This is a genomic window from Streptomyces sp. NPDC055400 (genome assembly GCF_053644375.1).
On sequence record NZ_JBSHLM010000011.1, the window covers coordinates 334,204 to 360,650 of the forward strand.

The following is a 26,447-nucleotide window of genomic DNA, read 5'->3' on the forward strand; positions in this document are numbered from 1 at the left end:
CGGATCAGTGAGTGGCTGTGCCGTACGCGCCGACGATGCGTTCCATCACCTCGGGCAGCCGGAACGACGTGCGGTGCAGGGCCGCCTCGCGGGCCACCGCCTCGCCCGTCGCGGCCAGCAGCGGCACGGCCAGCTCCCGCTTGAGCAGCTCGATCGACGCACGCGGGGCGCCCGTCATCGACAGCGCCAGCTCCCGGGCCGTGCCCGGCACGTCCTGGTGCGGCACGACCCGGACCGGGGCGCCGCGCTCGCGCAACTCGGCGCCTCGGTAGTTCCGGGCGGTGAAGAGCATCTCCGTACCCAGTTCGCGCCCGAAGCGGCTCGGGAACAGGTAGCTGGCGCCCATGCCGGGCGTGAAGCCGTACTTCATGAAGTTGCCCGCGTACACGGAGCGCTCGCTGAAGACCGCGAAGTCGGCGTAGAGGGCGAGCACGAGCCCGCCGCCGATGGCGTGGCCCTGCACCGAGGCGATCACGGGCAGCGGGCACCGCGCGAAGACCCGGAAGAAGTCGTCGGTGTCGAAACTCCCGTTCCCCTGGGCGAAGTTGACCAGCTCGCGCTGGGTGCCGCCGGCGCAGAACAGCTCGGGCCTGCCCTCGACGACGACGGCACGGGTGCGCGGGTCGGCGGCGGCCTGCTCGATCGAGTCGACGAGGCCCGAGGTCAGGCCGGCCGAGAACGTGTTGCGGCCGCCCGGGTCGTCCATGGTGACGACGGCGACGGGCCCCTCCCAGGACAGCCGGACGACGGACAGAGCGGCATCGGCGGTCGGTGCGCTCATGCGGCACGCTCCCCGATCAGCCGGTGCACGGCGGGGTCGGTGAGCCGGTCCAGGAAGGCGCGCCCCGCGTCGAGGCCGAGCCGCCCGTCGCGGGGGAAGAGCCGGGCCCGGTACTCCTTGAGCGCCCCGGCGGTGGACCGGTCGACCCGGCTGAGTTCCACCAGGGCGCGCCGCAGGGCCTGTTCGGCGTCGTCGGCAGCCGAATCGGCGAGGCCGGCCGCGACCGCGCCGGCGGCGTCCAGGGCCTCGGCGAGCAGGGTGGCCGAGAACGCCCGCTGCTCACCGGTCCTGCGCGCCACGAACGGCAGGGCCATGGCGGGCACCAGACCGACGAGGGCCTCGGTGAGACGGAAGCGGGCCCGCGGACCGGCGATCACCAGGTCGCAGGCGGCCGCGAGCCCGACGCCGCCCGCGGTGGCGTGGCCGTCGACCAGGGCGACGGTGACGACGGGGGTGCGGGTGAGACGGTCGAGGAGTTTCCAGTACGGGAGTTCGCCGGCTCCGGGCTCCGGCACCTCGGCGGGCACCCCGTCCGACAGGTCGGTGCCGGCGCAGAAGTCCTCGCCCCGCGCGGACAGGACCAGGACCCGGCAGTGCGGATCGGCCTCGGCGCTGTCGAGCGCGGCGTGCAGGCCGTCGAGGAGATCCGGTGTGACGGCGTTGCGCAGTTCGGGCCGGTCGAGGCGGGCGCGGAGCACTCCGCGGGCCGCGGTCAGGGTGACGGCGGTCATCACTGCTCGCCTCCCAGCCACACGTACTCACGGTGGTAGTCCCGCACGCCCCGCAGCACGAGGCGCCGCCCGCCGTCGAAGCGTGCCTTGGTGATCTGCGGGAAGCGGTCGAGGTCGAAGGTGAAGTCCTGGGTGCCGAACTTCAACTCCGCCGTGGCCGCGAGGAGTTCGTCGTACTCGTCGGTGCTCAGCGAGTACCGCGCGTCCAGCGCCTCGCGGATGCCCATGGCGCGTACGGCGCGCTGCGACGCGGGGGTGATGACGGCGCTGTAGAACTCGGAGGCGCAGCCGGAGCCGTACGAGAAGACACCGACGCGGCGCTCGCCGTCGATGACGGCGTTGTCGATGGTGGAGGCCAGCGCGAGGAAGACCGTGCCGGCGTAGATGTTGCCGACCTGCTGCGGGTACTGGATCGCCGGGCCGAGGCGGGTCGTGAAGTCGTCCTCGACGGCCTGCGGGGACGTGCCCCGCTTCAGCTTGCGCAGCGCGGCCCGGTGCGCGCCCTTGACCATGCCGGGGAACGGCGTGTGCATGGCCAGCAGGTCGAAGGAGTCCACGAAGTCGGCCCCGTCGACCTTGCGCGCGTAGTCGGTGAAGGAGCCCTTGAGGCAGTCGATGTACGTGAGCAGCGACAGGTCCGTGTCACCGGCCTCCCGCTCCGGGTCGGGGCGGCAGGTGTCCATCACCTCATAGCTGTGGAAGCCGTTGGCACCCTGGTCGAAGGCCGCGACGACCGGATTGTCGCTGACCAGCATGGCCATGGCGCCGGCGCCCTGGCTCGGCTCGACGTAGGTGTGCGGCACAGGACGGGCCACGTCGCTGCTGATGACCAGGGCCTTGGTCCCCTCGAAGGGGCTGGCGGCGACGACGGCGGCGGCCATCTGCAGGGCGGCGGTGCCGCTGTAGCACGCCTGCTTGGTCTCGAACAGGCGGCAGCTGCGCGACAGCCCCAGGTGGTCGTGGACGTAGGTGGCGAGCGACTTGCCGAAGTCGACCCCGGACTCGGTACCCACGATCAGCAGCTCGATGGAGTCGCGCTCCTCGGCACTGAGGGCGTCGACGATGGGCTTGGCCGCGTTGACGGCGAAGGACACGGCGTCCTCGCAGTGCAGCGCGACGCTCTTGCGCGCCATCATCAGGTTGCCGATGCGGCTGTCGTCGAGGCCACGGGCCGCGAACAGGGCCGGAACGTCGATGTAGGTCTCACCGCAGTAGGCGTTGATGGCTTCGATGCCGACCTGTTTCATGGTGTCTTCTCCGTAACTGCAGGAACTGCAGGGCTGCTTCAGGGCTGCTCGGGGCTGGACGCGGGTCTGCGGATCACGACGGAGGCGTTGATGCCGCCGAAGGCGAAGCTGTTGCTGAGGGCGGTGCGCAGCGGCCGTCGCTCGGCCGTGCGGCCGGCCAGTGGCAGGCCCGCGGCGGGGTGTTCGAGGTTCGGGTTGGGGTGGACGGCCCCGGCCCGCAGCTGGGCGATCGCCGCCACGGCCTCGACGAGCCCCGCGGCGGTGAGGCAGTGGCCGGTGAGCGGCTTGGTGGAGTTCACGCGGTACGTCGTGCGGCCGCCGAACACCTTGTGCAGCGAGGCCGCCTCGGTCTCGTCGCCGAGCACGGAGCCGGTGCCGTGTGCGTTGACGTAGTCGATCTCGTCGGGTGTGATGCCGGCCGTCGCGAGGGCCGCGCGCATGGCGGCGGCCTGCCCCTCGGCGTCGGGTTCGGTGCCGCGCCGCGCGTCGAGGCGCTGCCCGTGCCCGGTGATCTCGGCGAGCACGTCGGCGCCGCGCTCCCGGGCCGCGCCGGCGGGCTCCAGGAGGACGGCCGCCGCCGCCTCACCGCGGACGAAGCCCTGGCGGTCGCGGTCGAACGGGCGGCACATCCGGGCGGGTTCGTCCCTGAAACGCTCGTGGGCCATGGCGCCGGTACGGCGGAAGGACTCGGCCTCCACGGGCGACAGTTCGGCGGCCGGGGCGACGACCAGCACGCGCTCGGCCCAGCCGGCGGCGAGGGTGCGGACGCCCTGCACGAGCGCGAGCGTGCCGCTGGCGGAGGCGCCGCCCAGCGTCCAGCCCTCGCCGTGGATCCCGGTCAGTTCGCTGACCGTGCCGACCACGTCCACGTCGAGGTGGGTGAGCGCGTACGAGGCGCGCAGCCGGCCGGGGCTGTGGGCATGGCCGAGGACGGTCCCGGCCTGGTGGGCCAGGGCGAGGTTGCTTCCGGCGACGATCAGGGCGGTGCCGTGGGCGAGCTGGTCCCGGGTCAGTGCGCTGTCGCGGACAGCGCGCAGGGCGACGCACGCGGCGGTGCGCGCGGGCAGAGCGGCGCGGCCCGCGACCTTGCGCAGCCGTGCCGCCGTCGCGGGATCGTCCGCCAGGTGCCGCCCGGCCCAGTCGGCGAGGGTGAACCCGTCGAGCACGGCAACGGGCAGGCTCTCGCCGCCGCCGCCGCCGTCCGCCGCCGGCAGGGTCACCGCGCTGCGGCCGGCGAGCAGCGCGGCGGTGAAGCCGTCGAGGTCGTCGGCGAGCGGGGTGAGCACCGAGGCGGCCGTGACGGCCACGGCGCCGGATATGTGACTCACGCGTGCGCGCTCGCGTGCGCGCGGAACACCGCGACCAGGGACCGCAGATCGTTGGCCTTGGTCAGCTCCGCGTTGGGCACCTTGATGCCCAGTTCGTCCTGGGCGGCGATCACGACGTCCATGCGGTCGATGGAGTTGGCGCCGAGGTCGCGCATGCTGTGGTCGAGGGTGATCTCGATGTCGGCGACCTCGGGCAGGACGTCGACGATCTGGGCGCGGATGACGGCGAAGATCGCTTCGTCGGTCATGGGGAGGTCCTTTCGGGTGCTCAGGAAGGCGGGTGCTCAGGAGTGCGGGGTGCTCAGGAGTGCTGGGGCAGGAGGGCGAGGGCCTGCTCGACGGTGAGCCGGTTGTCGCGTACGGCGCCGAGCAGGGCGTCCAGGTCGGCGGCGCTGATCTGCCCGGCGGCGGCGCCGGTCGTGGCCGGGGCGGTCGTGGCCGGGGCGGGTGCGGCGCCGCGGGCGGCGATGTGCGCGGCGAGGGCCGTCAGGCTCGGGTGGTCGTAGAGCACCCCGGCCTTCTCGTCGAGGCCGTACGCGTTGTTGAGGAACGCGACGAACTCGACGCCGAGGATCGAGTCGAGGCCCAGGGTGTTGAAGGTGGCGTGGACGTCGATGTCCCAGACGTCGCAGTACAGGGTCTCGGCGAGCTGCTCGCGCAGGGTCTCCAGGACGGCGGCGCCGCGGTCGTCGTCGGCGGGGGCCGCCTTCGGGGCGGGGGCCTGCGCCGGCTGCGGCCGGGCGGGCGGGGCGGGGACGGCCTGCTGTGCGGCGGGCTTGACCGGCTTGTCCCCCGCGGCCCTGGCGGCGACCTGGCGGGCGAAGGTGCTCGGCGTGGGGTGGTCGTACAGCTCGGTGGCCTTGATGTCGGTGCCGAACCGGGCGTTGACCAGCGCCACGAACTCCACGCTGAGGATCGAGTCGACGCCGAGCGTCTGGAACGTCTGCTCCGGGTCGAGGTCGGCCGGGTCCATGTAGAGCACCCCGGCGAGAACCTCACCGACCTCCTCGGCGACCCGGTCCTGATGCGCACCGTCGTGCGGTGGAGCGACCGGAGCGGGAGCCGCGGCGGCGGGGGCGGGCGCCCGTACGGGAGCGGGAGCCGGAACGGGTGCGGGAGCCGGAGCCGTGTCCAGCGGCCGGAGGGAGATCTTGCGGTCACGAGTCATGGAGGACGTCTCCTGTGGAGTCGGAGTGGTCGTGTTCTTCGCGGGCACCGGCTGCGGCAGGGACGGGACAGCGGGCGTGGGCCCGGGCGCGGGCTCGGGCGTGGGCTCAGGCGTGGGCTCGGGCGTGGGGGCCGCTGACGGCTGCGGGCGGGAAGCGGGCGCGGCCCGGTTCTCGCGGCCGAAGTCACGCAAGTGGCCGCGCTCCAGGGCCGGTTCGGCACCGGCCGTGCCCTGGCCCTGCCGGTGCAGCCGCTCGATCTGCAGGTCGTACCAGCAGCGGACGCGTTCGAAGGGGTAGTGCGGCAGCGGCGCACGCCGTGCCTGCGCTCCCGCGGCCGACACCACGACCCGGTCGATCCGGCCTCCGTCGAGCCACACCCGTACGGGGTCGTCGGCGGTGACCTCGGTGCGCCGCCACGGCCGGGGGCGGCCCGCCGCGACCGCCTCCAGGCCGGACAGCAGTTCCGGCATCGACCCGGCCGCCACGGCAGCCCTGCGTTCCAGGTCGGCGCGGCCTGCCGCGAAGGTGTACGCGACGTCGGCGAGCGGTGTCTGCGTGCCCCGCTCCCCCGCCGCGGTCAGGTCGTCGCGCAGCGCCGCGGCGTACGCCGCCAGCGCCTCGTCGGTGCGGGCGGACAGGAACACCACGACGGGCCTGGGCTGTTCGGGGGCGCGCGGTGCCCGCGGCGGCGGACCCTCGACGACGATGTGGGCGTTGCCGCCGCCGGCACCGAACGAGCTGATGCCCGCGCGCAGCGGCCGGTCGGTGCCGTCGCGGGTGGTCCAGGGCGCGACGCCCTGCTGGACCGTGAACGGCACGCCGTCGAAGTCGATCTCGGGGTTCGCGGGGGTCGCGTGCAGCGAGGGCACGAGGGTGCGGTGCCGCATCTGGAGCAGCACCTTGGCGAGGGCGACCGCGCCGGCTGCCGATTCGAGGTGTCCGACGTTCGACTTCACGGAGCCGATGGGCAGGTCGCCCGCGCCCTTCACGCCGTCCCGTGCGAACGCCGAGGCCAGGCCGCGGATCTCGATGGGGTCGCCGAGCGAGGTGCCGGTGCCGTGAGCTTCGACGTAGTCCAGGCCGTCGGCGGTCAGGCCCGCGTCGCGCAGCGCCTTGGTGACCAGGTCGGCCTGGGCGCGCGGGTTGGGCACGGTGTAGCCGTTGGTCCGGCCGCCGTGGTTCGCGGACGTTCCCCGGATCACGCCGTGGATGTGGTCGCCGTCGCGCACCGCGTCGGCGAGCGGCTTGAGGACGAACGCCCCGACGCCCTCGCCGGGTACGTAGCCGTCGCCGCCCGCGCCGAAGCTGCGGCAGCGCCCGTCGCTCGCGGCGAACCGGCCCTGTCCGAGCATGAAGTACTTGTTGGGGTGGATCAGTACGTTGACGCCGCCCGCTATGGCCACCTTCGAGCTGCCGGCGCGCAGCGACTCGACCGCGAGGTGGATCGCGGTGAGCGCGGAGGAGCAGGCGGTGTCGACGGCGGTGGACGGCCCCTGGAAGTCGAAGTAGTACGAGACACGGTTGGCGATGGACCAGTAGGCGCTGTTGGCGAGCACGTGGTTGCCGCGCAGCCGCTCCTCGGCCTCGTGCAACTGGTACTCGCCGTACATGGCGCCCACGAACACTCCGACGTCCTTGCGGTGCACCGGGTCGTCGGCGGTGACGAGCGTGTCCGGGGTGTACCCGGCGTCGTCGAGGGCGGCCCAGCAGGACTCGAGGAAGAGGCGGGCCTGCGGGTCGACGGTGCCCGCCTCGCGCGGAGAGATGCTGAACAGCGGTGCGTCGAAGTTCTCCACGCCCCGCACGAAGCCGCCCCACTTGGTGTAGGTGCGGTCCACGCGGGTCTTGTCCGTGTCGTACAGGGCCTCGGCGTCCCAGCGTTCGCGCGGCACCTCGGTGATGCTGTCGCGCCCCGCGAGGAGGTTGGCCCACAGCTCGTCGAGGCCGTCCGCCTCGGGGAAGCGTCCGGCGACACCGATGATGGCGACCGCGCGGGGATCGATGCCGGCGTGCGGATCGGGGGCGCCGGGCCGGGCGTCCTGGTCCCCCCTCGCGCCGCGCAGGCTCACGTCGAGGAGCGCGGTCGACGAGGCGGGCGGATGATCCTCGGTGACCGGCACGCCGGCCGGCTCGGTGGGGCCGATGAGACCGGCGCACCGCTCGGGGAACTCCTCGACGAGGTGCTCGGCGAGTTCGGCGACCGTGCGGCACTCGAACAGGAGCGTCTTGGAGAGCCGTCCGAAGTCGGACTCCAGGAGTTCGACGACGCGGATGGCGAGCAGGGAGTCGATGCCGAGGTCGTCGAAGGGCCGGTCGGGCCACACCTGGTCGACGGGGGTGCGGGTGGCCTCGGCGACGACGGCGCGCAGCCGCTCCTCGAGCAGGCCGGCGGCCGGCGCGGACCGGGGGACGGGGGCGGCCTGCTCCGCCGGTGTGGTCGGGGTCGCAGTCGGCGTCGGGTCAGGTGCGGGAACCGGATCCTGGGTGAGCCGCGGGAACGCCTCGCGCAGCCGGTCCAGATCCCCGTACAGCACGACGGGTGCGCTTACTTCGCCGTCGCGTTCGGGGGCGCCGAGCAGCGCCTCGAGGACGGTGATCCCGGTCGCGGACGGCATCGGACGCATCCCGAGCCCGTCGAGCACCTGCTCGGCGTCGGGGCCGGTCCGCATCCCGCCGTCGGCCCAGTACGGCCAGCTCACGGAGAGCGAACGGCCCGTGCGAGAGGCGGACTTGACGAGGCGGGACCGGCGGGTGACGAACTCGTCCACGGCCGCGTTGGCGAACGCGTAGTCGGCCTGGCCGGGGCTGCCGAGGGCCCCGGAGACCGACGAGTAGACCGCGAAGAAGTCGAGTTCCCAGTCGGCGGTGGCCGCGTCGAGCGCGGTGGCCGCGGTCAGCTTGGCCGCCGTCACCGCGGCGGCGTCGTCGATGTCCTTGCGCAGCACGTACGCGTCGCGCAGCACGCCCGCGCAGTGCACGACACCGTGGACGGGGCCCTCGGCGTTCAGCCGGTGCGCGAGGGCGCGCACCGCGGCCGGGTCGGCGCTGTCCAGGCGGTGATAGGTCACCGATCCACCGCTGCGTGCGGCGCGTTCGGCGAGGTGGGCGATCTCGGCGCCGCGCTCGCCCTCGGCGGCGGAGCGGCCGGTGAGGACGACGTGCGCCGCGCGGGTGTCGATCAGGTGGCGGGCGAGCTGCGCGGCGAGGCCGCCCATGCCGTTGATCCAGTAGCGCCCGCCCGTGCGGAACGGGGCGCGGCCGGGGGCGGGAGCGTCGCAGTGGCGCAGGACGGAGGTGGTGAGCGTGCTGTCGCGGGCCACGCCGAGCCATCGCGCCGCGGGCGCCTGGGCGACGGCGGCGCGCACGGCGGACGCGAGGGCGTCGGGGCCGGCCTCCGCGCCGAGGGCCACTGCGGTCAGTTCGAAGCGCGGGTTCTCCCCGGCGAGCGAACGGCCCAGCGCGGCGATGCCGTGGCCGGTGACGGCGGCGGCGTCGTCGAGTGTGCCGGCGGGGAAGGGCACGACGATCCGGGCGCCGCGCCGGGACAGGGGGCGCAGCAGGGCCTTCAGCAGGGCGAGCACGCGCAGGGCGTCGGGCGCGGATCCGGCGTCGGACCCGGCGAGCGGCCACACCACGACGGGCGGCCGGGGGTCCTCGCCGAGCCGCGCGACCAGTTCGTCGCCGAGGGCGGCGGCGCGCTCGGCGTCCTCGGGGTCGGCAAGGCGCACGGCCGCACCGGCCAGGGGGGCGTCGCCGATGACGACGAGGGGGGCGGGTTCACCGCCGGGGGCGCCGTCGAAGGGGACGGTCGCCGGGGCGAAGAGGTGCACACCGGACGGGAGTCCGGGGACGGCGGAGGTCGGCTGCGCGGCGTCGCGCGGGACCGGGCGCAGTGCCAGACCGGCCAGCGTGAGCACCGCTGTGCCGTCGGCACCGGTGACGGTCACGTCGTACTTGCGCACCCGGCGCCCGCCGCCGGCGAGCCGGACCGGGCGGACCCGTACCCATGCCTCGCGCGGCAGCGGCGCGTGCAGGGTGAGTGTGTCGACGGCGAACGGGATGAACGTCTCGCCTCCCAGGTCCTCGCGCAGCACGCACCCGATGACCGTCTGCAGGGCGCCGTCGAGGACGTACGGGCACAGGGTGTCGCCGCCGGACGGGCCGTTCGCCACGACGCGTGCCAGCGCGCCCTCGCTGCCGTGCCGCAGTTCGCGCAGCACCTGGAAGGCGGGGCCGTAGACGACTCCATGGTCGGCGAAGTAGCGGTACAGATCGGCCGGTTCGGCGGAGTCGGGGTAGGCGGTGCGCAGTGCGGCCGGGTCGAGGCGCTCCGGGGCGGCCGGCGGCCCGGCGAGCAGGCGTGCCTCGGCGTGTGCGGTGTCGGACAGGACGCGTACGGCGTCGCCGTCGACGACGGCGCGCAGCGTCACGGGGCCGGTGACCTCCACCGGCCGGTGGAAGGCGACGTCGGCGAGGCCGGCCGTGGCGGGTTCGGAGCGCCGGGCGGCGGTCAGGGCCAGGTCGAGCTGGGCGGCGGCGGGCAGCACCGGCCGGCCCGCCACGACGTGGTCGGCGGCGACCGGGTCCGCGGGGCGCACGGTGCGGGCCGGAGCGGCGCCGGGCCGGGGCCAGACGGTACGGGCGAAGGGATAGCCGGGAAGCCGCACGCGCCGCGCCCCTGCCGCGTCCTGTTCCGGCAGGTCGCCCTCACCTGCCGCCCAGGCCCGGTAGCCGTCGGGCGCGGCGTCGGGGACCAGAGGCCCGCCTGCCGCCAACTCCCTCAGTTGCCGGGACAGTTCGGTGACGGTGGCGGCGCCGAGCACCGCTCGGATGCGGCGCCGGCTGCGGCCCGTGCGCAGGGTGTGCGCCACATCGGCGAGGGACCGTCCGGCCACGGCGTCGGCGAGGTCACCGGCGAGCTCGCGCAGCGCGGTCTCGGTGTGGGCGGACAGCACGGTCCAGCGCACGCCGCCCCCGGCGCCGGCGTCGGGCGCCGGCTCGGCCAGGGGCGGGGCCTGTTCGAGGATGACGTGGGCGTTGGTGCCGCCGATGCCGAAGGAGCTGACGGCGGCGCGCCGGGGCCCGTGCGGGACGGGCCAGCCGCCCTCCACGACGCCCCGTTCGGCGACGCGCAGGCCGCCGGCGCCGCGCAGCGCGCGGTTGGGCTCGCGGAAGGGGGCCTGGACCGGCACGGCCGCGTTCTCCAGCGCCAGTACGGCCTTGGCGACGCCCGCGATGCCGGCGGCGGTGTTGAGGTGACCGAGCACCGCCTTGACGGAGCCGACGGCGGCCGGGTGCGGGCGCTCTCCTCCGTAGACCCGTTCCAGGGCGGCGAATTCGACGGGATCGCCGAGCGGGGTGCCGGTGCCGTGGGTCTCCAGGTAGCCGACCGAGTGCGGGTCGGTGCCCGCGACGGCCAGGGCCTCGCGGATCACGGCCTCCTGCCCTTCGGGGGACGGCGCGTGGTAGTCCATCTTGCGGCTGCCGTCGTTGTTGACGGCGCTGCCGCGCAGCACGGCGCGGACCGGGTCGCCGTCGCGCACCGCGTCGGCGAGGCGGCGCAGCACCAGGGCGCCGCCGCCGTTGCCGAAGACGGTGCCGTCGGCGGTGTCGTCGAAGGGGCGGCACTCACCGGTCGGCGAGAGGATCATGCCGGGCGCGGCCAGGTATCCGGCCTGCGGGAAGTGCAGGGACGCCGCCGCCACGACGGCCAGGTCGCACTCCTGGCCGAGCAGGCTCTCGGCGGCCAGGTGCACGCCGACGAGTCCGCTGGAGCAGGCGGTCTGCACGGTGAGGCTGGGGCCGGTGAGGCCGAGTTTGTAGGAGACGCGGGTGGCCGCGAAGTCCTTGTCGGAGGAGGAGAACCGGATCATGCCGGCCGCGTCGAGGTCGGTGATGCCGACGGGCGGCTGCGTGGGCTGGCCGACGGAGACGTAGGCGGCGGTGCGCAGCCCGGTGCGGTCGGGGGCGAAGCCCGCGTCCTCCAGGCCGTGCCAGGCGACCTCCAGGAGCAGGCGCTGCTGCGGGTCGAGCCACTCGGCGTGCTGGGCGCTGTATCCGAAGAACTCGGCGTCGAAGGCGTCCGCGTCCTCAAGGACGACTCCGGCGGGGACGAACTCCTCGCGGGCCACGGTGGCGCGGTCGTGCCCGAGGCCCATGAGTTCGGCCTCGGTGTAGCGGCGGATACCGGTCTTTCCCTCCTCGAGCAGCTCCCAGAGCCGGCCGACGGAGGTCGCGGGCCCGAATCGGCAGGCCATGCCTACGACAGCGATGGCGTTGGGGTCGATTCCGGGGTCGTCGTGGGTCATCGATCGTCTCCGAGTCGGAACGCGCGCCGCAGCTCACGGCGGGAGGGTCGGACGGGTGCGGTGGCCGCGGCCGCGACGGGGCCCTTCCGGGCGGGGGCGAGGCGTTCGGCGAGCAGGCCCGCGATGTCGTCGACGGTGGGCCGGGCGAACAGGTCGGCCAGCTCGATGCCGGTGTCCGGATAGGCCTCGTCGAGCCGTGCGAACAGCCGCCCGAGGAGCAGTGAGTTCCCGCCGATGTCGAAGAACCTCCGGTCGCTCGGGACGTCGTCGATCTCCAGCAACTCGCCCCACAGGGCGAGGACTTCGTGCCGCAGGTCCGCCGTGCTCGCGGCGGTCGGCGCGCCGGTGCGTCCGGTGTGCGCCTGCGGGTCCTTCCCGGCCCCCGGCTGCGGCAGGGCGCCCTGCGCGGCCAGCCGTACGGCTTCCTTGCGGTCGACCTTGCCGTTGGGCGTCAGAGGCAGTCCCTCCGCCGCCACGAGGCGGTCGGGGAGCATCCACGGCGGCAGCGTCGACGAGGCGAAGTCGCGCAGTTCGCCGAGGCTCGGCAGACTCTCGCCGGTCCGGGGCACGGCGATCACGAGGAGCCTGGCCGAGGGGCCTTCGCCGTGTACGGCGAGGACGGCGCGGGCGAGCGCGGGGTGCGCGCCCAGCACCGCCTCGATCTCGCCCAGTTCGACCCGGTGGCCGCGGATCTTGACCTGGCTGTCGGCCCGGCCGAGGAAGAGCAGCCGCCCTTCCTCGTCGCGGCGCACCAGGTCGCCGGTGCGGAACCAGCGTCCGCCGCCGACCGCGCGGACCGGGTGAGCGGTGAAGCGCTCGGCGGTCAGGTCGGGCCGCTGCCAGTAGCCCTGGGCGACGCCCGCCCCGCCGATCCACAGTTCGCCCGGCTCCCCCGGTGCGGGGGGACGGTGGCCGTCGACCTCGGTGAGGACCAGTTCCGTCGCGCCGATCGGCTCGCCCAGGTGCACCGGGCCCGTGTGCGTGACGCGCGCGATGGTGGACCAGATGGTCGCCTCGGTGGGGCCGTAGACGTTCCAGAGGCTGGCGGTGCGTTCGACGAGGGCGGTGGCGAGGTTGCCCGGCAGGGCCTCGCCGCCGCACAGCGCGGTCAGTCCGGGCGCCCCGCTCCAGCCGCCGTCGACGAGCAGTTGCCAGCCGGCCGGGGTGGCCTGCATGGCGGTGATCTCGCGGGTGTCGAGCAGGCGGGCCATGCGCCGGGCGTCGACGACGTCCGCGCGTTCGGCGACGACGACGGTGCCGCCGACGAGGAGCGGCAGGAACAGCTCCAGGACCGAGATGTCGAAGCAGACGGTGGTGACGGCGAGGAGCCTGCCGGGCGACCGCTCGTCGATGCCGACCCTCGCCGCGATGGCGTCCAGGGTGTGGACGACGTTGCCGTGCGTGACTCCGACGCCCTTGGGCCTGCCCGTACTGCCGGAGGTGAACATCAGGTACGCGAGGTCGGTGGGCGCGGCGGGCGTGCCCGGTGTGCCCGTGGGCGCGTCGGTGCCGGCCCGGATGTCCCGCGGGTCGACGATCCGCAGCCGCTGCGGCAGCAGCCAGGTCAGGTCCCGGTCGGCGAGGGCGACCTCGCAGCCGGCGCCCTCGACGACCATCGCGAGGCGCTCGCTCGGGTAGGAGTCGTCCAGCGGTACGTACGGGCGTCCGCTCTTGAGGATGCCGAGGAGTACGGCGGGCAGCCGCGCGGAGCGGTGCATGAGGACGGCGACGGGCTCGCCCGGCGCGGCGGTGGCGTCGACCCGGCGTGCGACGGCGTCGGAGAGTGCGTCGAGTTCGGCGTAGGTGAGGCTCTCGTGGTGGTCCTCGACGGCGGTCGCGTCCTGGCAGCGCCGGGCGCTGGCGGCGAAGCGCGCCACGAGGGTGCCGGCGGCCGGGTCGAGCAGGTCACCGACGGCTGAGCGGGTGTTGCGCGCCAGTTCGACGGTGGTGCGGCGCAGGTCGTCGACGAAGCGGTCGACGGCGGCGCCGTCGAGGACCGCGGTGCGGTGGTTGGCGAGGATCTCGACGCCCTCGGGGGTGTCGGTGACCTCGAGGCCGAGGTCGAAGTGGCCGCGCTGGCCGCGCCGGTGCACCGGCTCCCATCCGTCGTCGGCCGCCTCGGTGCCGCGCTCCCAGTTCTGGTAGGCGAGGGTGACGCTCGGCACGCCGGCGTCGCCGTGCGCGGCGCGGCACAGCGCGGCGAACCGCGGGTAGGGCAGCGCGGCGTGCCCGAGGGCTTCGCGCACGGTCTGGCTGAGGCCCTGGAGCCAGGTGGTGAGCGGGAGTCCGGGGTCGAGGTCGACGCGCAGCGGCACGGTGTTGACGAAGCAGCCGACGGTGGCCTCGTCGCTGTCGGAGCCGCGCCCGTACGTGGGTACGGCCATCAGCATCGAGCGGTGCCCTGTGGCCCGCGCGAGGGCCACGGCGAACGCGCCGAGCAGCGCGGTGAACCGGGGCACTCCGGCGGCGCGTGCGATGTCGCCGAGCGCATCGGACAGGCTGCCGGGCAGGCCGTACTCGCGGTGGGCACCGGCCGCGCCGGCCCCCTCTCCGCCCCCGGGGAAGAGCACACCCGCGGGCGTGCCGCCGGCCAGCCGCGTACTCCAGTGCTGTTCGGCCTCGGCCCACTCGGCGGCCGCCGCGGTGTCGCGTTCGCGGCGCAGTGCCCCGGCGAACGAACCGGCCTCGGGGAGGCCGGCCGGTCCGCCGCGGGCGAGCGCCGTGTACAGCGCGGCGACGTCACGGCGCAGCAGGTCTGCCGAGCGGCCGTCCACGACGATGTGATGGGTGGTCAGCTGCAGGACGGGGCGGTCCCCGGCGACCTCCCAGAGAACGGCCCGCAGCAGGGGTTCGGACGAGGTCCGCAGCCGGCGGTCGGCCTCCTCGGTGACGGCGCGCTCCAGGGAGTCCTCGTCGACGATCCGGGTGACGAGCGCGGGCGTGTCCCGGGCGGGCACGAAGGCGGGGTTCCCGTTGTGGGTGCGCACCGAGCACCCCAGCACGGGATGGCGCCGCACCAGTTCGGCGACGGCGCCACGCACGGCCTCGCGGTCCGCGCCCGCGGGCAGCCGCCAGGACAGCGAGATGTTGTACGGGGCGTGCGGCGCGGCCGACTGGTCCGCGGCCCACATGCCGAGGAGGCGGTCGGGCAGAGCCGCCGGAAACGTGTCGGGAAGGACAGGGGCGGGGGCGGGTTCAGCCGGGGCAGGTGCGGCGGCGGCGTGTTCGGCGCGGGCGCCGGTCCCGGCGGCCGGAGCGAACCCGGCCGCCTCGACGGCGGCCGCCAACTGGGCCCCGCGCGCGTCGAGCAGACGTTCCGTCAGATCTCGGAGGCCGGTGCTGTCCAGGAGCAGGGTCAGGGGCACCCGGCCGAGGTCGTCCTCCAGGATCCGGCACAGGCGCATCAGGGCGATGGAATCGACTCCGTAGTCGGAAAGCGGTGTCCCGGGGTCGAGTTCGCCGGCGCTCCTGCCCACGGTGTGCGCGACCCGCCCGGTGATCCAGCGCAGGGCGGCCTGCGGGAGTCCGTCCACGGGCGGCACGGCGACGGGCGCCCTGGAGGACACCGGCTCCCGCGCGGCAGGCGTTTCGGCGGTCCGGGCGGGGACGTCAGGCGCGTCGTGGCGGACCTCGAGGGCCCGGTCCCACACGTCGAAGTCGCCCGCCACCAGCGCCGCGTACGGCGTCGGGGCGTCCTTCGCCGGGTCGAGCAGGGGCCACACCGAGCGCAGGGCGGTACGGGTGGCGACCGGGCGCAGGCCGTACGTACCGGCCAGGTAGGTCAGTGTGTCCGGCTCCGGGGCCATGCCCGCGTCCGCGAGGACCGGCCAGCCGATGGACAGGGTGCGGCCCGGCCGCCCCGACGCCGTGCGGCAGGCGGCGAAGCCGTCGAGGAAGCCGTTGGCGAAGGCGTAGTCCGACTGGCCCTGGTTGCCCACCAGTGCGGCGAGGGACGAGGCCAGGACGAAGAAGTCCAGCGGGTGTCCGGCGAGCGCCGCGTCCAGGCGGAGCGCGCCGAGGACCTTGGCGCGGCACACCTCCTGCACAGCCTCGGCCGTCTTGCCGCGCAGGAATCCGTCGCGCAGCACCCCCGCCGTGTGGACGACACCGCGAAGCCGTACGCCCTCCCGCTCCAGCCACCGCGCCAGCGCGGCGACATCGCCCGCGTCACCGACGTCGCAGCGCCGGTAGGTGACCGAGCCGTTCCGGCTCAGTTCCTCCAGCGCCGCCTCGTCCGGTTCCGAACGCCCCACCAGCACCAGCCGTGCCCCCGGCGCGCGCGCCAGGACATCGGCGGCGACATGCCGGCCGAGTCCGCCGAGCCCGCCGGTGACCAGGTAGGTCCCCTGGGGGTCGAGCACGGTGCCCGCCGTGGCCGTGTCCGTGGCAGCCGTGTCTGTGGCAGCTGTGTCTGTGGCCGCGAGGGGAGTGAGCACCGACACCCGGCGCCCCTGCGGGCCCAGCCGCACCCAGTCGACGCCCCCGGCGGCGCGCATCGCCTCGGCCACCAGGGCCTCGGTGTCCGCGTGGTCGGGGTGGTCGCCGCCGTGGACGTCGAGGGTGGCCAGACGCAGCGCGAAGCGGCCGGTCTCGCCGGCGACGGTCCGCGCCAGGCTGTGCAGCGCGTGCACCAGCGGCGCGACGTCGCCGTTCTCCTCGGCCCGGGTCACCAGCAGGATCCGGGCCCCGTCCAGGGCCCGGCTGCGGACGAACGCCCGCAGCAGTGCGAACACGATGGCCAGCGCACCGCTCGCGAACCTGGACCACTGCGCAGTAGCGCCGTCCTGGGTCAGCGGGGCGCAGCCGAGTGCGTCCGCGGCCGGGCCCCGGGTGAGGTCGACGAGGACCACGCCCGGTGTCCCGGTGCGTTCGGCCGTGGCCGCGAGGACCTGCTCGTCGCCGGCCTCCCCCGACGTCAGGGTGGCGGCGGCCTGTGCGCCCCACCGGGGCACCGCGTCCCCGATGACCCACAGCGGCCCCTGCGGGCCGGGGGGTGCGTCGTCGCCGACCGGGGCCGGCCGCCAGTCGAGGCGGTATCCGGCCACCGGTACGCCGTCCGCCGCGCCGTCGCCCGTGTCCGTGGCCGCCGGCCGCGGCGTGGCCGACTGCTCGCCGGCGTCGACGCGGATGCGGAAGCCCGCCACGTCGACGAGCACGTCGCCGCTGTCCGGATCGATGATGTTCAGGTCGAAGACATGGATCCCGGCCGCGTCGTCGCGCCGTACCCGGCGGGCGTGCACATAGGCGCGGCCGGTGGCGGGCTGATGGACCGTCAACCGGTCCACGGCCAGCGGCCGCAGGGTGCGCCGGGTCCCGGTCTCCTCGGTGAGGAGCAGATACGCGGCACTCTGGCAGGCCCCGTCGAACAGCGCCGGGTGCAGCACGTGGCGCCCGTCCGGGTCCTCACCTTCGGCGAGCCGCAGCTCGGCGGTGACCTCGTCGCCGTGGACGGCGGCGCGCCGCACGGTGCGGTACAGCGGTCCGTACGCGAAGCCGTGCGCCGCGAAGGACCGGTAGAAGTCCTCCTGGCCGCCGCCCAGGTGGGTGTCGAGGTCCGCGATCCGGTAGACCAGGACCGGCCGCACCGGGCCCGCCGCCTCGGGTCCGGGCGCGGGCTCGGCCCAGCCCTGGGCGACGACGGCGTCCGCGACGGACGTGGAGAAGCGCCGCGCGCCCCGTACGTCGGGCTCCTCGAGGACGGTGGTGACCGTCATCGGCAGCCCGGTGGCCGGCTGCGGCCAGACCAGGTCGCGCAGCACGGTGCGGTACGGGTTGCCGCCCGCGCCGAGCAGCGCCTCGTGCACCAGCTCGGGGTGGAAGGCCCCAGGCAGCACCAGCTCACCGTCCACCACGTGGTCGGCGACCCAGCGCGACGCGCCGCCCAGGCGCGCGGTCACGGTCCGGGAGGCGGGCACGGTCACCGTGTCGGCGAGCGGCATCGGGGACGAGGAGGTCTCGGGCAGGGCGCAGCGCACGCGGGCGAGCGGCGTGCCCGGCAGCGGCACGCGCCGCCCGGCGGCCGGGCCCGTGTACGTGCCGTCGGTGACCCAGGCGCGGGCGGCCGCGTCGGCCTCGGGCGGCGCCGGGTCCGTCACGAGGGCCGGGTGAGAGGTCCCCTCGGCCAGCGCGTGCAGCGCGGCGCGCAGTTCGGCCTGGTCGTGGGCGGTCACGGCGGCCCGGTGCGGCCCGTGGTCCCGGCCCGTGTGCAGGGTGTGGGCGATGTCGGCGAGGGCGAGTCCTTCGACGGCGCCGGCGAGCGCGCGGGCCGTGCCGGCCAGCCGGTCGGCGTCCGGCGCCGCGACCGGTATCAGGACGGGGCCAAAGGGCTGTGGCGTCGCCGGTCCCGCGTCGTACTCCTCCAGGACGACATGGGCGTTGGCGCCGCCCGCGCCGAAGGAGCTGACGGCCGCGCAGCGCGGGACTCCCGTGCCGTCCCAGGGCTCGGCGGCGGTCTGGATGCGCAGTGCGGTGCCGTCGAGGCCGAGCTTCGGGTTGGGCCGCTCGGCGTGCAGGGTCGGCACGAAGCGCGCGCGCCGCAGCTGGAGGATGGTCTTGGTGAGTCCGGCGATACCGGCGGCGGCCTCGGCATGCCCGATGTTGGACTTGACCGAGCCGACGCGCAGCGGGCCGCGGGCCCCCGCCTCCTCGAAGGCCAGGGTCAGGGCGCGCAGTTCGATGGGGTCGCCGAGTTCGGTGCCGGTGCCGTGCGCCTCGAGATAGCCGACGGCGGCCGGGGAGACCCCGGCGCGGCGCAGCGTGGCGCCGATGAGGGCGGCCTGGGCGCGCGGATTGGGAACGGTGTAACCGCCGCTGCCGCCACCGTGGTTGAGTCCGGTGCCGCGGATCACCGCGTGGATCGTGTCGCCGTCCGCCTCGGCCCGGTCCAGGCGCTTGAGGACGACGGCGCCCGCGCCCTCTCCGGGCACGAAGCCGTCGCCGCCCGCGCCGAAGGCCCGGGTGTGCTCGCCGCGCGAGGGCATGCCGAGCGCGCACAGGCCGGTGAACCGGTCGGGGTGCAGGTAGAGGTTGACGCCTCCGGCGAGTGCCAGGTCGGCGTCGTCGTTCTCCAGGGCCCGGCAGGCCAGGTGCAGGGCGGTCAGCGACGACGAGCACATCGTGTCGACCGTGAGGCTCGGGCCGCTGAGGTCGAAGACGTGCGACACCCGGTTGGCGACGGACGCGGCGGCCGTGACGGCGTACTCGGGGTTGTCGGCGCCCGCGGCACGGGCGTCGCGCTGGGTGAGCAGATGACTGTTGGCGGTGACCCCGGCGAACACCCCGACGCGGGGGCCGCCCTGGGTGCCCGCGAGGGTGCGCCGGGCGTAACCGGCGTTCTCGAAGGCTTCCTTGGCGATCTCCAGGAACAGCCGCTCCTGCGGGTCCATCAGGGCCGCGTCGCGGGGGGTGATGCGGAACATCGAGGGGTCGAACGCGTCGATCCCGTCGACGAAGCAGCCCCAGCGGGCGTAGCCGCCGCCGGTGGTGCGCGCGGTGCGCCAGTCCCAGCGCTCGGCGGGCACCTCGCGTACGGGGGTGTGCCCGGCGTTCAGCAGCTCCCAGAAGGCGTCGAGGTCCTGGGCGCCGGGATAGCGCCCGGCGATCCCGACGACGGCGACGGCGGGTGCGCCGGTGTCGCGGCTGCGGCGCGCGGGGACGGGCGCCGCCCCGGCGGCCCGCGGCTGCGTGGCGGGGCGTACGGCCGGCTCGCTGTGCAGGGGTGCGGGCCGGGGGGACGCGGTGGGTGCGGGCGCGGCGGGACGGGCCGGTGCAAGATGGCGCGCGAGCGCCCTGGGCGTCGGGTGCTCGAAGAGCAGGGTCGCCGCGACGCTGTGCTCGGGGAACATGCCGCGCAGCCGCTCGCAGAATTCCTCGTTGAGGAGCGAGTCCACGCCGAGGGAGGGAAAGTCGGTGTCCGCGTCGAGCAGTGCGGGGTCCCGGACGGTGAGTTCGCCGACGAGCCGCAGGACGCGCTCCAGGAAGGAAGGGTCCTCCTCGACGGCGGGCGCCGGCCGGGCGACGGAGGCGGCCGGTGCGGCGGTCGGCAGCGCCGCGCCACGTTCGGCCAGCATCTGGGCCAGCTGGTCGACGGTCCGGTGCTCGAACAGCGCGGTCGCGGCGACCGGTCCGTACCTGCGGGACACCGCCTCGACGAGCTCCATGTTGAGCAGCGAGTCCACGCCCAGCTCCTGCCAGGGCAGATAGCCGGGCACCTCGGCGTCGGAGCCGCCGAGCAGGTCGCGCACGATGGCCCGCAGCCCCTCGGCGATCTCCAAGACCGTGGCGTCGGCCGCTGCCGGGTCATCGGTGGCAGTGGCCGTGGCGGCGGGCGGCCGGCAGGTCAGCAGGGCCACGCATCCCGGCGCGTCGCGCAGATGGTCCACCTCGGCGAGGCTCCATCCGTGCTCCTGAAGCAAAGACCGCCAGCGGGGCACGTCGAGGAGGGGGCCGTGGGGCAGGCGCCGGTCCGTGTCGACATAGCCCCACCAGCCGTCCGTCAGACCGAAGGTCAGGGTGTAGACCGCGGCCGGGACGACCATCTCGACCAGCAGCAACCGGCCGCCGGGGGCGAGCAGTTGCTCGATGTGGGCGAGGGTGCGGGACAGGTCGCGGGTCGCGTGGATCACGTTGCTCGCCACGACGAGGTCGACGGCGCCGGGTGCGAAGCCCTGGGTCTCGGGACTCTTCTCGATGTCGAGGAGGCACGGTCGTACGCGGTCGCCGAAGCGGCGGCGCCCGTGCTGGAGGAAGGCCGGGGAGACGTCGGTGTACGCGTAGTCGGCGACGCGCACACCGCGGGCGTCGAGCGCGGCCAGCGCCGACGCGGTGGTGCCGCCGACGCCCGCGCCGATCTCCAGGACACGCGGTGCGGCGAGCGCGGCTGCGGCGTCGCCGAGGGCCGCCGCGGCGGCGGAGTTGACCGGGTCGAAGAGCTGGTTGCCGCTGTAGACGGCGGTGACGCCGCTCAGGTCGCCGCCGGGGAACAGGACGGCGGTGACGGGCAGTTCGCCGCGCAGGACGGGACCGTACGACTCCAGGGTCCGGTCGAGCAGCGTCAGGTGCCCGGCGAGGTCGGGGTGGTCGGCCAGCAGCGAGTCGCGGGTGCGGGCCAGTTCGGGCCCCGCGGGCACGGGCCGTGCGGACTCGGCGTACTGCGCCAGGAGTTCGAGGATCGCGGCGATGAGCCTGCGGTGCCCGGGTACGGCCGCGAGCAGTGCGGCCGCCGCCTCCGTGTCGACGTCGGGCCGGGCGGCGAGCGCGGGAGGCAGGCCGAGTGCGGTCATCCGGTGGGCGAGTGCGGCACGGGCGTAGCGATCCAGCCGGTGCGCGGCGTCCTGCGCCTGCGGGGCCGGGTCGTCGGGTGCCGGGCGCGCGGTGAGCGGGCGCAGCGGCTCGGGATCACCGCCGAGCACGAGGGACTGCGGTCGGTTGCCGGACATGCCCGCTTCCAAGGCGGCCACTCCCCTTTCCGGTACGAATTCGGTGATCCCGGGATATTCACGCTTGACGTGCGCGGTGTACCGGCGGGCGAGCCCGGTGCCGTGCCACAGCCCCCAGTCGAAGGTGCGTACGGCGAGGTGCGCGTCCCCGTCGACGGCGGTGGCGTAGTGGTCGAGGAACGCGTTGGCGGCGGCGTAGTTGAGGCCGCCGACGCTGCCGAAGAGCCCGGCGGCGGAGGAGAACAGGACGAGCGCGGCGGGCCGGCCGTCCGGGCGGGTGCGCAGGGCGCGGCGCAGCGCCAGGACCGCGGTCACCTTGGTCGCGAGGACCTGGTCGAGGTCGGCCGGGGTGAGTTCGGCGAGGCGGGCCGGGCTGATCGAGCCGACGCTGTGCACGATGCCGTCCGGCTCACCGAACGCGGCCCGGCACGCGGCCAGGGTGCGCTCCACGGCGGCCGGTTCGGTGACGTCGGCGCTCAGGTACCGGGCGGTCCCGCCGAGGGCCGCGAGGCCGTCGAGCAGGGCACGGGTGCGGTCGTCGGCGGCCGAGCGCCCGACGAGCAGCAGCCGGGCGCCGTAACGCCGTGCGAGGTGGCGGGCCACCTCGGCGCCGATGCCTCCGGATCCGCCGAACAGGACGTAGGTCCCGCCGTCGGTGAACGCGTCGCCGGTGGCGGCGGGGGCGGGCTCGGGGCGGTCCGTGTAGACCTGACGCAGGCGCCGCGTGCCGCGCAGGGCGATGAGCGGTACGGCCTGGGCGCAGGGTTCGGTCAGGGCCGCGGCGACCTGGGCGGGTGTGGCGGCGGCGTCGAGGTCGACGGCTGCGGCGCTGACGCCCTCGATCTCCCGGGGCAGCGTGCGAACGGCGCCGAGCAGGGCGCCCTGGAGCGACGCGCCGGGCGAGGGGGCGCCGCCGTCCGGGTCGGTGAGGCCGGTCGTGACGAGGGTGACGCGGGCGGGACGGCCGGCCGCTTCGAGCGTACGGGCCACGGTCAGCAGGGCCGCGAGCCATTCGCGCAGCCGGCGGATCCCGGCCGTGTCCTCGCTCCACCCGGAGCCGTCCACGAGAAGAGCGACGTGGCCGGCCCCCCGCACCGCCTGCGCGAGGCCGGCAGAGTCGCTCCGCACGGTCCGGGCGCCGAGGCCTTCGGCGCGGTGGAGCCCGGCCGCATCGTGGACGAGCACGAGCCCGTCGAGCCGCGCGGTGTCCGGCCGGGTGGTGCCCGAGGGCTCCGCGCACCACTCGGGCACGAGCACACGGACGGCGGGCGCGTCGGCGGGCGCCTTCTCGGGCGGGACGTCGGCGCCGGCGGCGGGCGCCGCGGAGGCAGCCGTCCCGGTGGCGTGCAGCCGCAGGCCCGTAACCCGCAGTACGGTCCTGCCGTCGGCGACCGCGGCCAGGTCCACGACGGTGTACGTGGCGCCCTGGGCGGTGCGGCGGACCGTCAGTTCCGCCGTGTCCGGGACCACTCCGGACCATTGGACGTGGTCGGCGGCCGCCGCGACGCGGGAGGCGGAGCCGTCCGTCAGGACGCACGAGGTCTGCAGCGCCGCGTCCAGCCACGCCACGCGCTGGGTGCGCGGGTCGGTGGCGGCGGGGGCGACGATCCGGGCGACGGCCTGTCCGTCGCGTCGGCGCACGTCGTGCACCACGCGGTAGACCGGCCCGACCTCGATCCCGTTGCGCTCGAGAAAGGCGCCGGGATCGGCGGCCTGCTCCGGGCTGCCCGGTTCCGCGACGTCCGTGGCCGGCACCGGTGCCGGAGAGTCGGTCGCCGCGACGGCGCGGGCGACGACCACACCCTCGTGCTCGACGGCGAGACGCACGGTGCCGTCCGTCTCCTCGGCGCTGCGTACCAGACGCACGCTGCCGCCTTCGGGCACGGGTACGGGCCGCTGGAAACGCAGTTGCCCCAGCGCGACGGGTCCGCCGTCCGCGAGCGCGTCGATCAGTGCGGCTCCGGGCAAGGTGGTCCGCCCGCCGACGCGGTGCTCGGCCAGCGAATGCCCGTCCTCGATGACGTAGCCGCTGCTGCTCCCGCGCCCGGAGGACACAGAGGACGCAGAGGGCTCAGAGAACTCAGGGGCCGCAGCGCCCGGCAGCCAGTAGGAGTGGCGTTCGAAGGGGTACGGCACCAGCGGTACGCGGCGCGGGCGGGGCCCCGCGGGCAGACGCGAGGCCCAGTCCCCGACCGTGGTGTCGGCTCCGCCGAGCCAGTCGCGCAGCCAGGGGTCAGCGGGCTGCTCCTGCGTGCCGTGCTCGGCGAACTCCCTTGCCGAGCGGGCGAGTTCGGCCAGATCGGCGACGACGAAGAGGGCGCGGTGCGGCAGGTGACGGCGGCCGGACTGGAGCGTCCAGGCAAGCTCGTCCAGGGCGGGCGAGGCGGGCGAGGCGGCCAGCTCGGCCGTGCGGGCGGCCAGCCGGGTCAGCGAACCGGGCGTAGCGGCCGACAGCGGCACGGCGAACGGCCCGTCGCCGACGGCGTGTTCGCGGGGCAGGTCCGGTGCCTCCTCCAGGACCACATGGGCGTTGCTGCCGCCGAACCCGAACGCGCTGACGGCCGCGCGGCGGGGCGCGCCGCCGGTGCGCGCGGGCCACGGCACGGGCTGCGCGGCGACCCGGACCGGGGTCCCGTCCAGTTCGATGTGCGGGTTGAGACGCGTGAAGCCGGGCATGCCCGGTATCAGCCCGTGGCGCAGGACCTGCACCGCCTTGACGACGCCGACCAGGCCCGAAGCGCCTTCCAGATGCCCGATGTTGGCCTTGGCGGAGCCGACCCAGATCCGGCCCTTCGGCCCTCCGGCGCGCGCGGGCATGCCCTGCGGCTCCGCCTCGAGGACCTCCCGGAAGGCATCCAGCTCGATCGGATCGCCGAGCGGCGTGCCGGTGCCGTGCGCCTCGAGGAACCCGAGATCGGCGGCGCGCAGTCCGGCCCGGCCGAGCGCGGTGCGGATCAGCCCGCTCTGGGCACGGGGGTTGGGCGCGGTCAGCGCGGCGGCCCGGCCGCCGTGGTTGACGGCGCTGCCGCGGATGACGGCGAGCACGGGGTCGCCGTCCGCGACGGCGCGGCGCAGCGACTTGAGCACGAGCCAGCCCGCGCCCTCGCCCCGGACGAACCCGTCGGCGTCCGCGTCGAAGATCCGGCTGCCGCCCTCGGGCGAGAGCATGCCCGCCCTGCGGTAGGCGCGGGCGTTGAATCCGTTGCTGAGGAGGTTGGCGGCACCGGCGAGGGCGACCTCGCATTCGCCGGAGCGCACCGCGGCCTGGGCGAGGGCGAGCGCGGTGAGCGCGCCGGAGCAGGCGGTGTCGACGGTGATGCTGGGCCCGGTGAAGTCGTACAGGTGGGAGACGCGGTTGGCGAGGAACGCGGGGAACGTGCCGGTGGTGGCGTACCCGTCGGCCGACGCGGCGCGTTCCACGAGCTGCTCGCGGTAGTCGTAACTGCAGGCGGCGGCGTACACCCCGACGGGCGTGCCCGCGAGGGTGTCGGGGGCGAGTCCGGCGTGTTCCAGAGCGTGCCAGCTGAGTTCGAGCAGGGCGCGCTGCTGGGGATCCATGGAGGCGGCCTGACGGGGTGTCACTTCGAAGAAGGGCGCGTCGAACAGGTCGATGCGGTCGAGGAGCCCCGCGCGGAACCCGGCGGGCACCTCCCCCGCGAACCGTCCGGCCGCCACCGCCTGGATCCGGCACTCCCCCCGGCTCAGCAGCTGCCAGAAGGCCTCGGCGTCGTCCGCCCCCGGCACCTTGCAGGACATGCCGATGACAGCGACGTCGTCGGCATCGGCATGTCCCGGCCGTGCGTCCGTGGCCCCGGCGGGTACGGGGGCGGGCGCGGCCCCTTCGGCGGGTACCGCCCCTTCGTCCTGCGGTGGTCCGGGCAGCAGCGCCGCCAGCTCCGTCAGCGTCGGGTGACGCCAGACGGCGGTCGCCGGCAGCTGCACGCCGAAGGCGGCACGGGTCTCGCGGATCAGGCGCAGGGCACGGGCGGAGTCAAGACCCTGCTCACCGAGCGGGCGGCCGGGGTCCGCCGGATGCCCGAGGACGTCGGACGCCAGGGCGACGAGCCGCTCCAGCGCGTCGGGAGCCGCCCGCGGGGTGCCCGCCACCGGGCCTCTCGTGGCGCCGACGGCGGGCTCGGCGGCCCGCGCCGCGCGCCGCCCTGCCGCCTCTGCCTCTGCCTCTGCCTCTGCCTCTGCCTCTGCCTCCAGGGATTGCCGCACAGCGTCCAGGTAGGCGGACGCGTCGCGCCCGTTGAGCACCGTGTGGTCGAACGCGAGCACCATCCTGCGCACCGCGCCCTGGCCCGTCCCCTCGACCGCGCCGAGGAACAGGGTCGCCACCGCCGGCGGCACGACCACCGGCACCGCCAGCGTCGGCCCCCGGTCCCCCAGGTGGGAGAGCATCAGCGTGACCCGGCCGTCGGCCTGCGACCGCCCGTCGAGTGCCTCTTCCACGGCCTGCGCGTACCGCGCGTCGAAGTCCTCGGCCGTGACCTCGTCGGCGCCGCGCACCACCGCGACGGTGAGGTCCCCGTCGTCGGTGGCCACGGCGATCCCGAGGTCCACGTGCTCGTACACGCGCAGCGCGCTCTCGTCGAGCCGCCGCGAGCGCAGCCGCGCCGCGCCGGGCGCCGCCGCGCAGCGGGCCGCGACCCGGGCGAAGGCCTGGAAGACGGTCGAGAAGCGAGCGCCACGGTGTTCCCGCAGGGCCCGCTGCAGCGTGTCCTCGGCGACGAGGGCGGAGACGACCGCGGGAACGACCTGGTCGCGGGCGCCGAGCATGGCCCGGTTCAGGGCGCGCTGCCGGATCGACTGGGTGACGTCGGTGAAGCCGGTGACCGGCTCCGGCGCCGACGGGCCGCTGGCGCCGGGTGGGCCGACCGCAGCGACGTCCGCGCCGGCGTCCGTGCCGCTCTCCCGCCGCTGGGCGACGTACCGTTGCAGATCGGCGGGCATCAGGCTCGTGCCCGCCGCGGGAACGTCCGGCAGCAGTGCCTCGTCGATGCCGAGGCGCCGGGCGTGGGCGCGGGTGCGGGGCGGGATGCGGCGGGTCGGGGCGGACTCCCGCCCGGGTGCGCCCTGTACGGACGCGCCGGGCGCGCGCTCGGCGGCCGCGGTCCGCGATGCCGCCGCGGTCCGCGATGCCGCCGCGGTCTGCGGTGCGGTCCCGGCCGTCTCGCGGTCCGGGGCGATCCGGCCGACGGCTCCGCCGATCGCAACGGTGTCCCCCTCCCGGACCAGCCAGGCGTCCAGGATCCCGGCCACCGGGGACTCGATCTCGACGGCCGCCTTGTCGTGCTCCATCTCGTAGACGACCTCGTCCTTGGCGACCGCGTCGCCCGGTTGCTTGAGGAACCGGACGATGCGGACCTCGACGATCCCCTCGCCGAGGCGCGGAACGGACAGCACCGACTCCGTGGTCATCTGCGCTTCCTTCTCCATGCGG

General features: G+C 75.4%; 7 protein-coding genes. All 7 read right to left on the reverse strand.

All coding sequences use genetic code 11. From position 1 onward, the window contains the following. Positions 1-4 precede the first annotated feature (4 nt). Genes ACWIGU_RS28540 through ACWIGU_RS28570 form a run of 7 tightly spaced genes read right to left on the reverse strand, consistent with a single transcriptional unit; the run spans position 5 to position 26,425 of the window. Complete coding sequence (locus ACWIGU_RS28540; RefSeq protein WP_454404560.1) at positions 5-781, reverse strand: polyketide synthase; 777 nt, start codon at positions 779-781, stop codon at positions 5-7. Next, positions 778-1,512, reverse strand: a complete 735-nt coding sequence (locus ACWIGU_RS28545; RefSeq protein WP_454404561.1) for an enoyl-CoA hydratase/isomerase family protein — start codon at positions 1,510-1,512, stop codon at positions 778-780. Before ACWIGU_RS28545 ends, ACWIGU_RS28540 begins: the two co-directional genes overlap by 4 nt. After that, complete coding sequence (locus tag ACWIGU_RS28550; protein WP_454404562.1) at positions 1,512-2,759, reverse strand: hydroxymethylglutaryl-CoA synthase family protein; 1,248 nt, start codon at positions 2,757-2,759, stop codon at positions 1,512-1,514. Before ACWIGU_RS28550 ends, ACWIGU_RS28545 begins: the two co-directional genes overlap by 1 nt. Positions 2,760-2,797: 38 nt before the next feature. Beyond that, complete coding sequence (locus ACWIGU_RS28555) at positions 2,798-4,087, reverse strand: beta-ketoacyl synthase N-terminal-like domain-containing protein (protein ID WP_454404563.1); 1,290 nt, start codon at positions 4,085-4,087, stop codon at positions 2,798-2,800. Continuing rightward, positions 4,084-4,335, reverse strand: coding sequence for a phosphopantetheine-binding protein (locus tag ACWIGU_RS28560; RefSeq protein ID WP_329582750.1), 252 nt, complete (start codon positions 4,333-4,335; stop codon positions 4,084-4,086). The genes ACWIGU_RS28555 and ACWIGU_RS28560 overlap by 4 nt, the downstream gene beginning before the upstream one ends. A gap of 53 nt (positions 4,336-4,388) precedes the next feature. Further along, positions 4,389-11,564 (reverse strand): beta-ketoacyl synthase N-terminal-like domain-containing protein, encoded by a 7,176-nt coding sequence (locus tag ACWIGU_RS28565; protein ID WP_454404564.1) that lies wholly within the window; start codon positions 11,562-11,564, stop codon positions 4,389-4,391. Next, entirely contained in the window at positions 11,561-26,425 is a 14,865-nt protein-coding gene (locus ACWIGU_RS28570; RefSeq protein WP_454404565.1) for an amino acid adenylation domain-containing protein, read from the reverse strand. The genes ACWIGU_RS28565 and ACWIGU_RS28570 overlap by 4 nt, the downstream gene beginning before the upstream one ends. Between the last annotated feature and the right edge of the window lie 22 nt (positions 26,426-26,447).

Bases quoted from the DNA above. Each gene is read 5' to 3' on its own strand.
- ACWIGU_RS28540 (WP_454404560.1), bottom strand. From the start codon at position 781: ATGAGCGCACCGACCGCCGATGCCGCTCTGTCCGTCGTCCGGCTGTCC.
- ACWIGU_RS28545 (WP_454404561.1), bottom strand. From the start codon at position 1,512: ATGACCGCCGTCACCCTGACCGCGGCCCGCGGAGTGCTCCGCGCCCGC.
- ACWIGU_RS28550 (WP_454404562.1), bottom strand. From the start codon at position 2,759: ATGAAACAGGTCGGCATCGAAGCCATCAACGCCTACTGCGGTGAGACC.
- ACWIGU_RS28560 (WP_329582750.1), bottom strand. From the start codon at position 4,335: ATGACCGACGAAGCGATCTTCGCCGTCATCCGCGCCCAGATCGTCGAC.
- ACWIGU_RS28565 (WP_454404564.1), bottom strand. From the start codon at position 11,564: ATGACCCACGACGACCCCGGAATCGACCCCAACGCCATCGCTGTCGTA.
- ACWIGU_RS28570 (WP_454404565.1), bottom strand. From the start codon at position 26,425: ATGACCACGGAGTCGGTGCTGTCCGTTCCGCGCCTCGGCGAGGGGATC.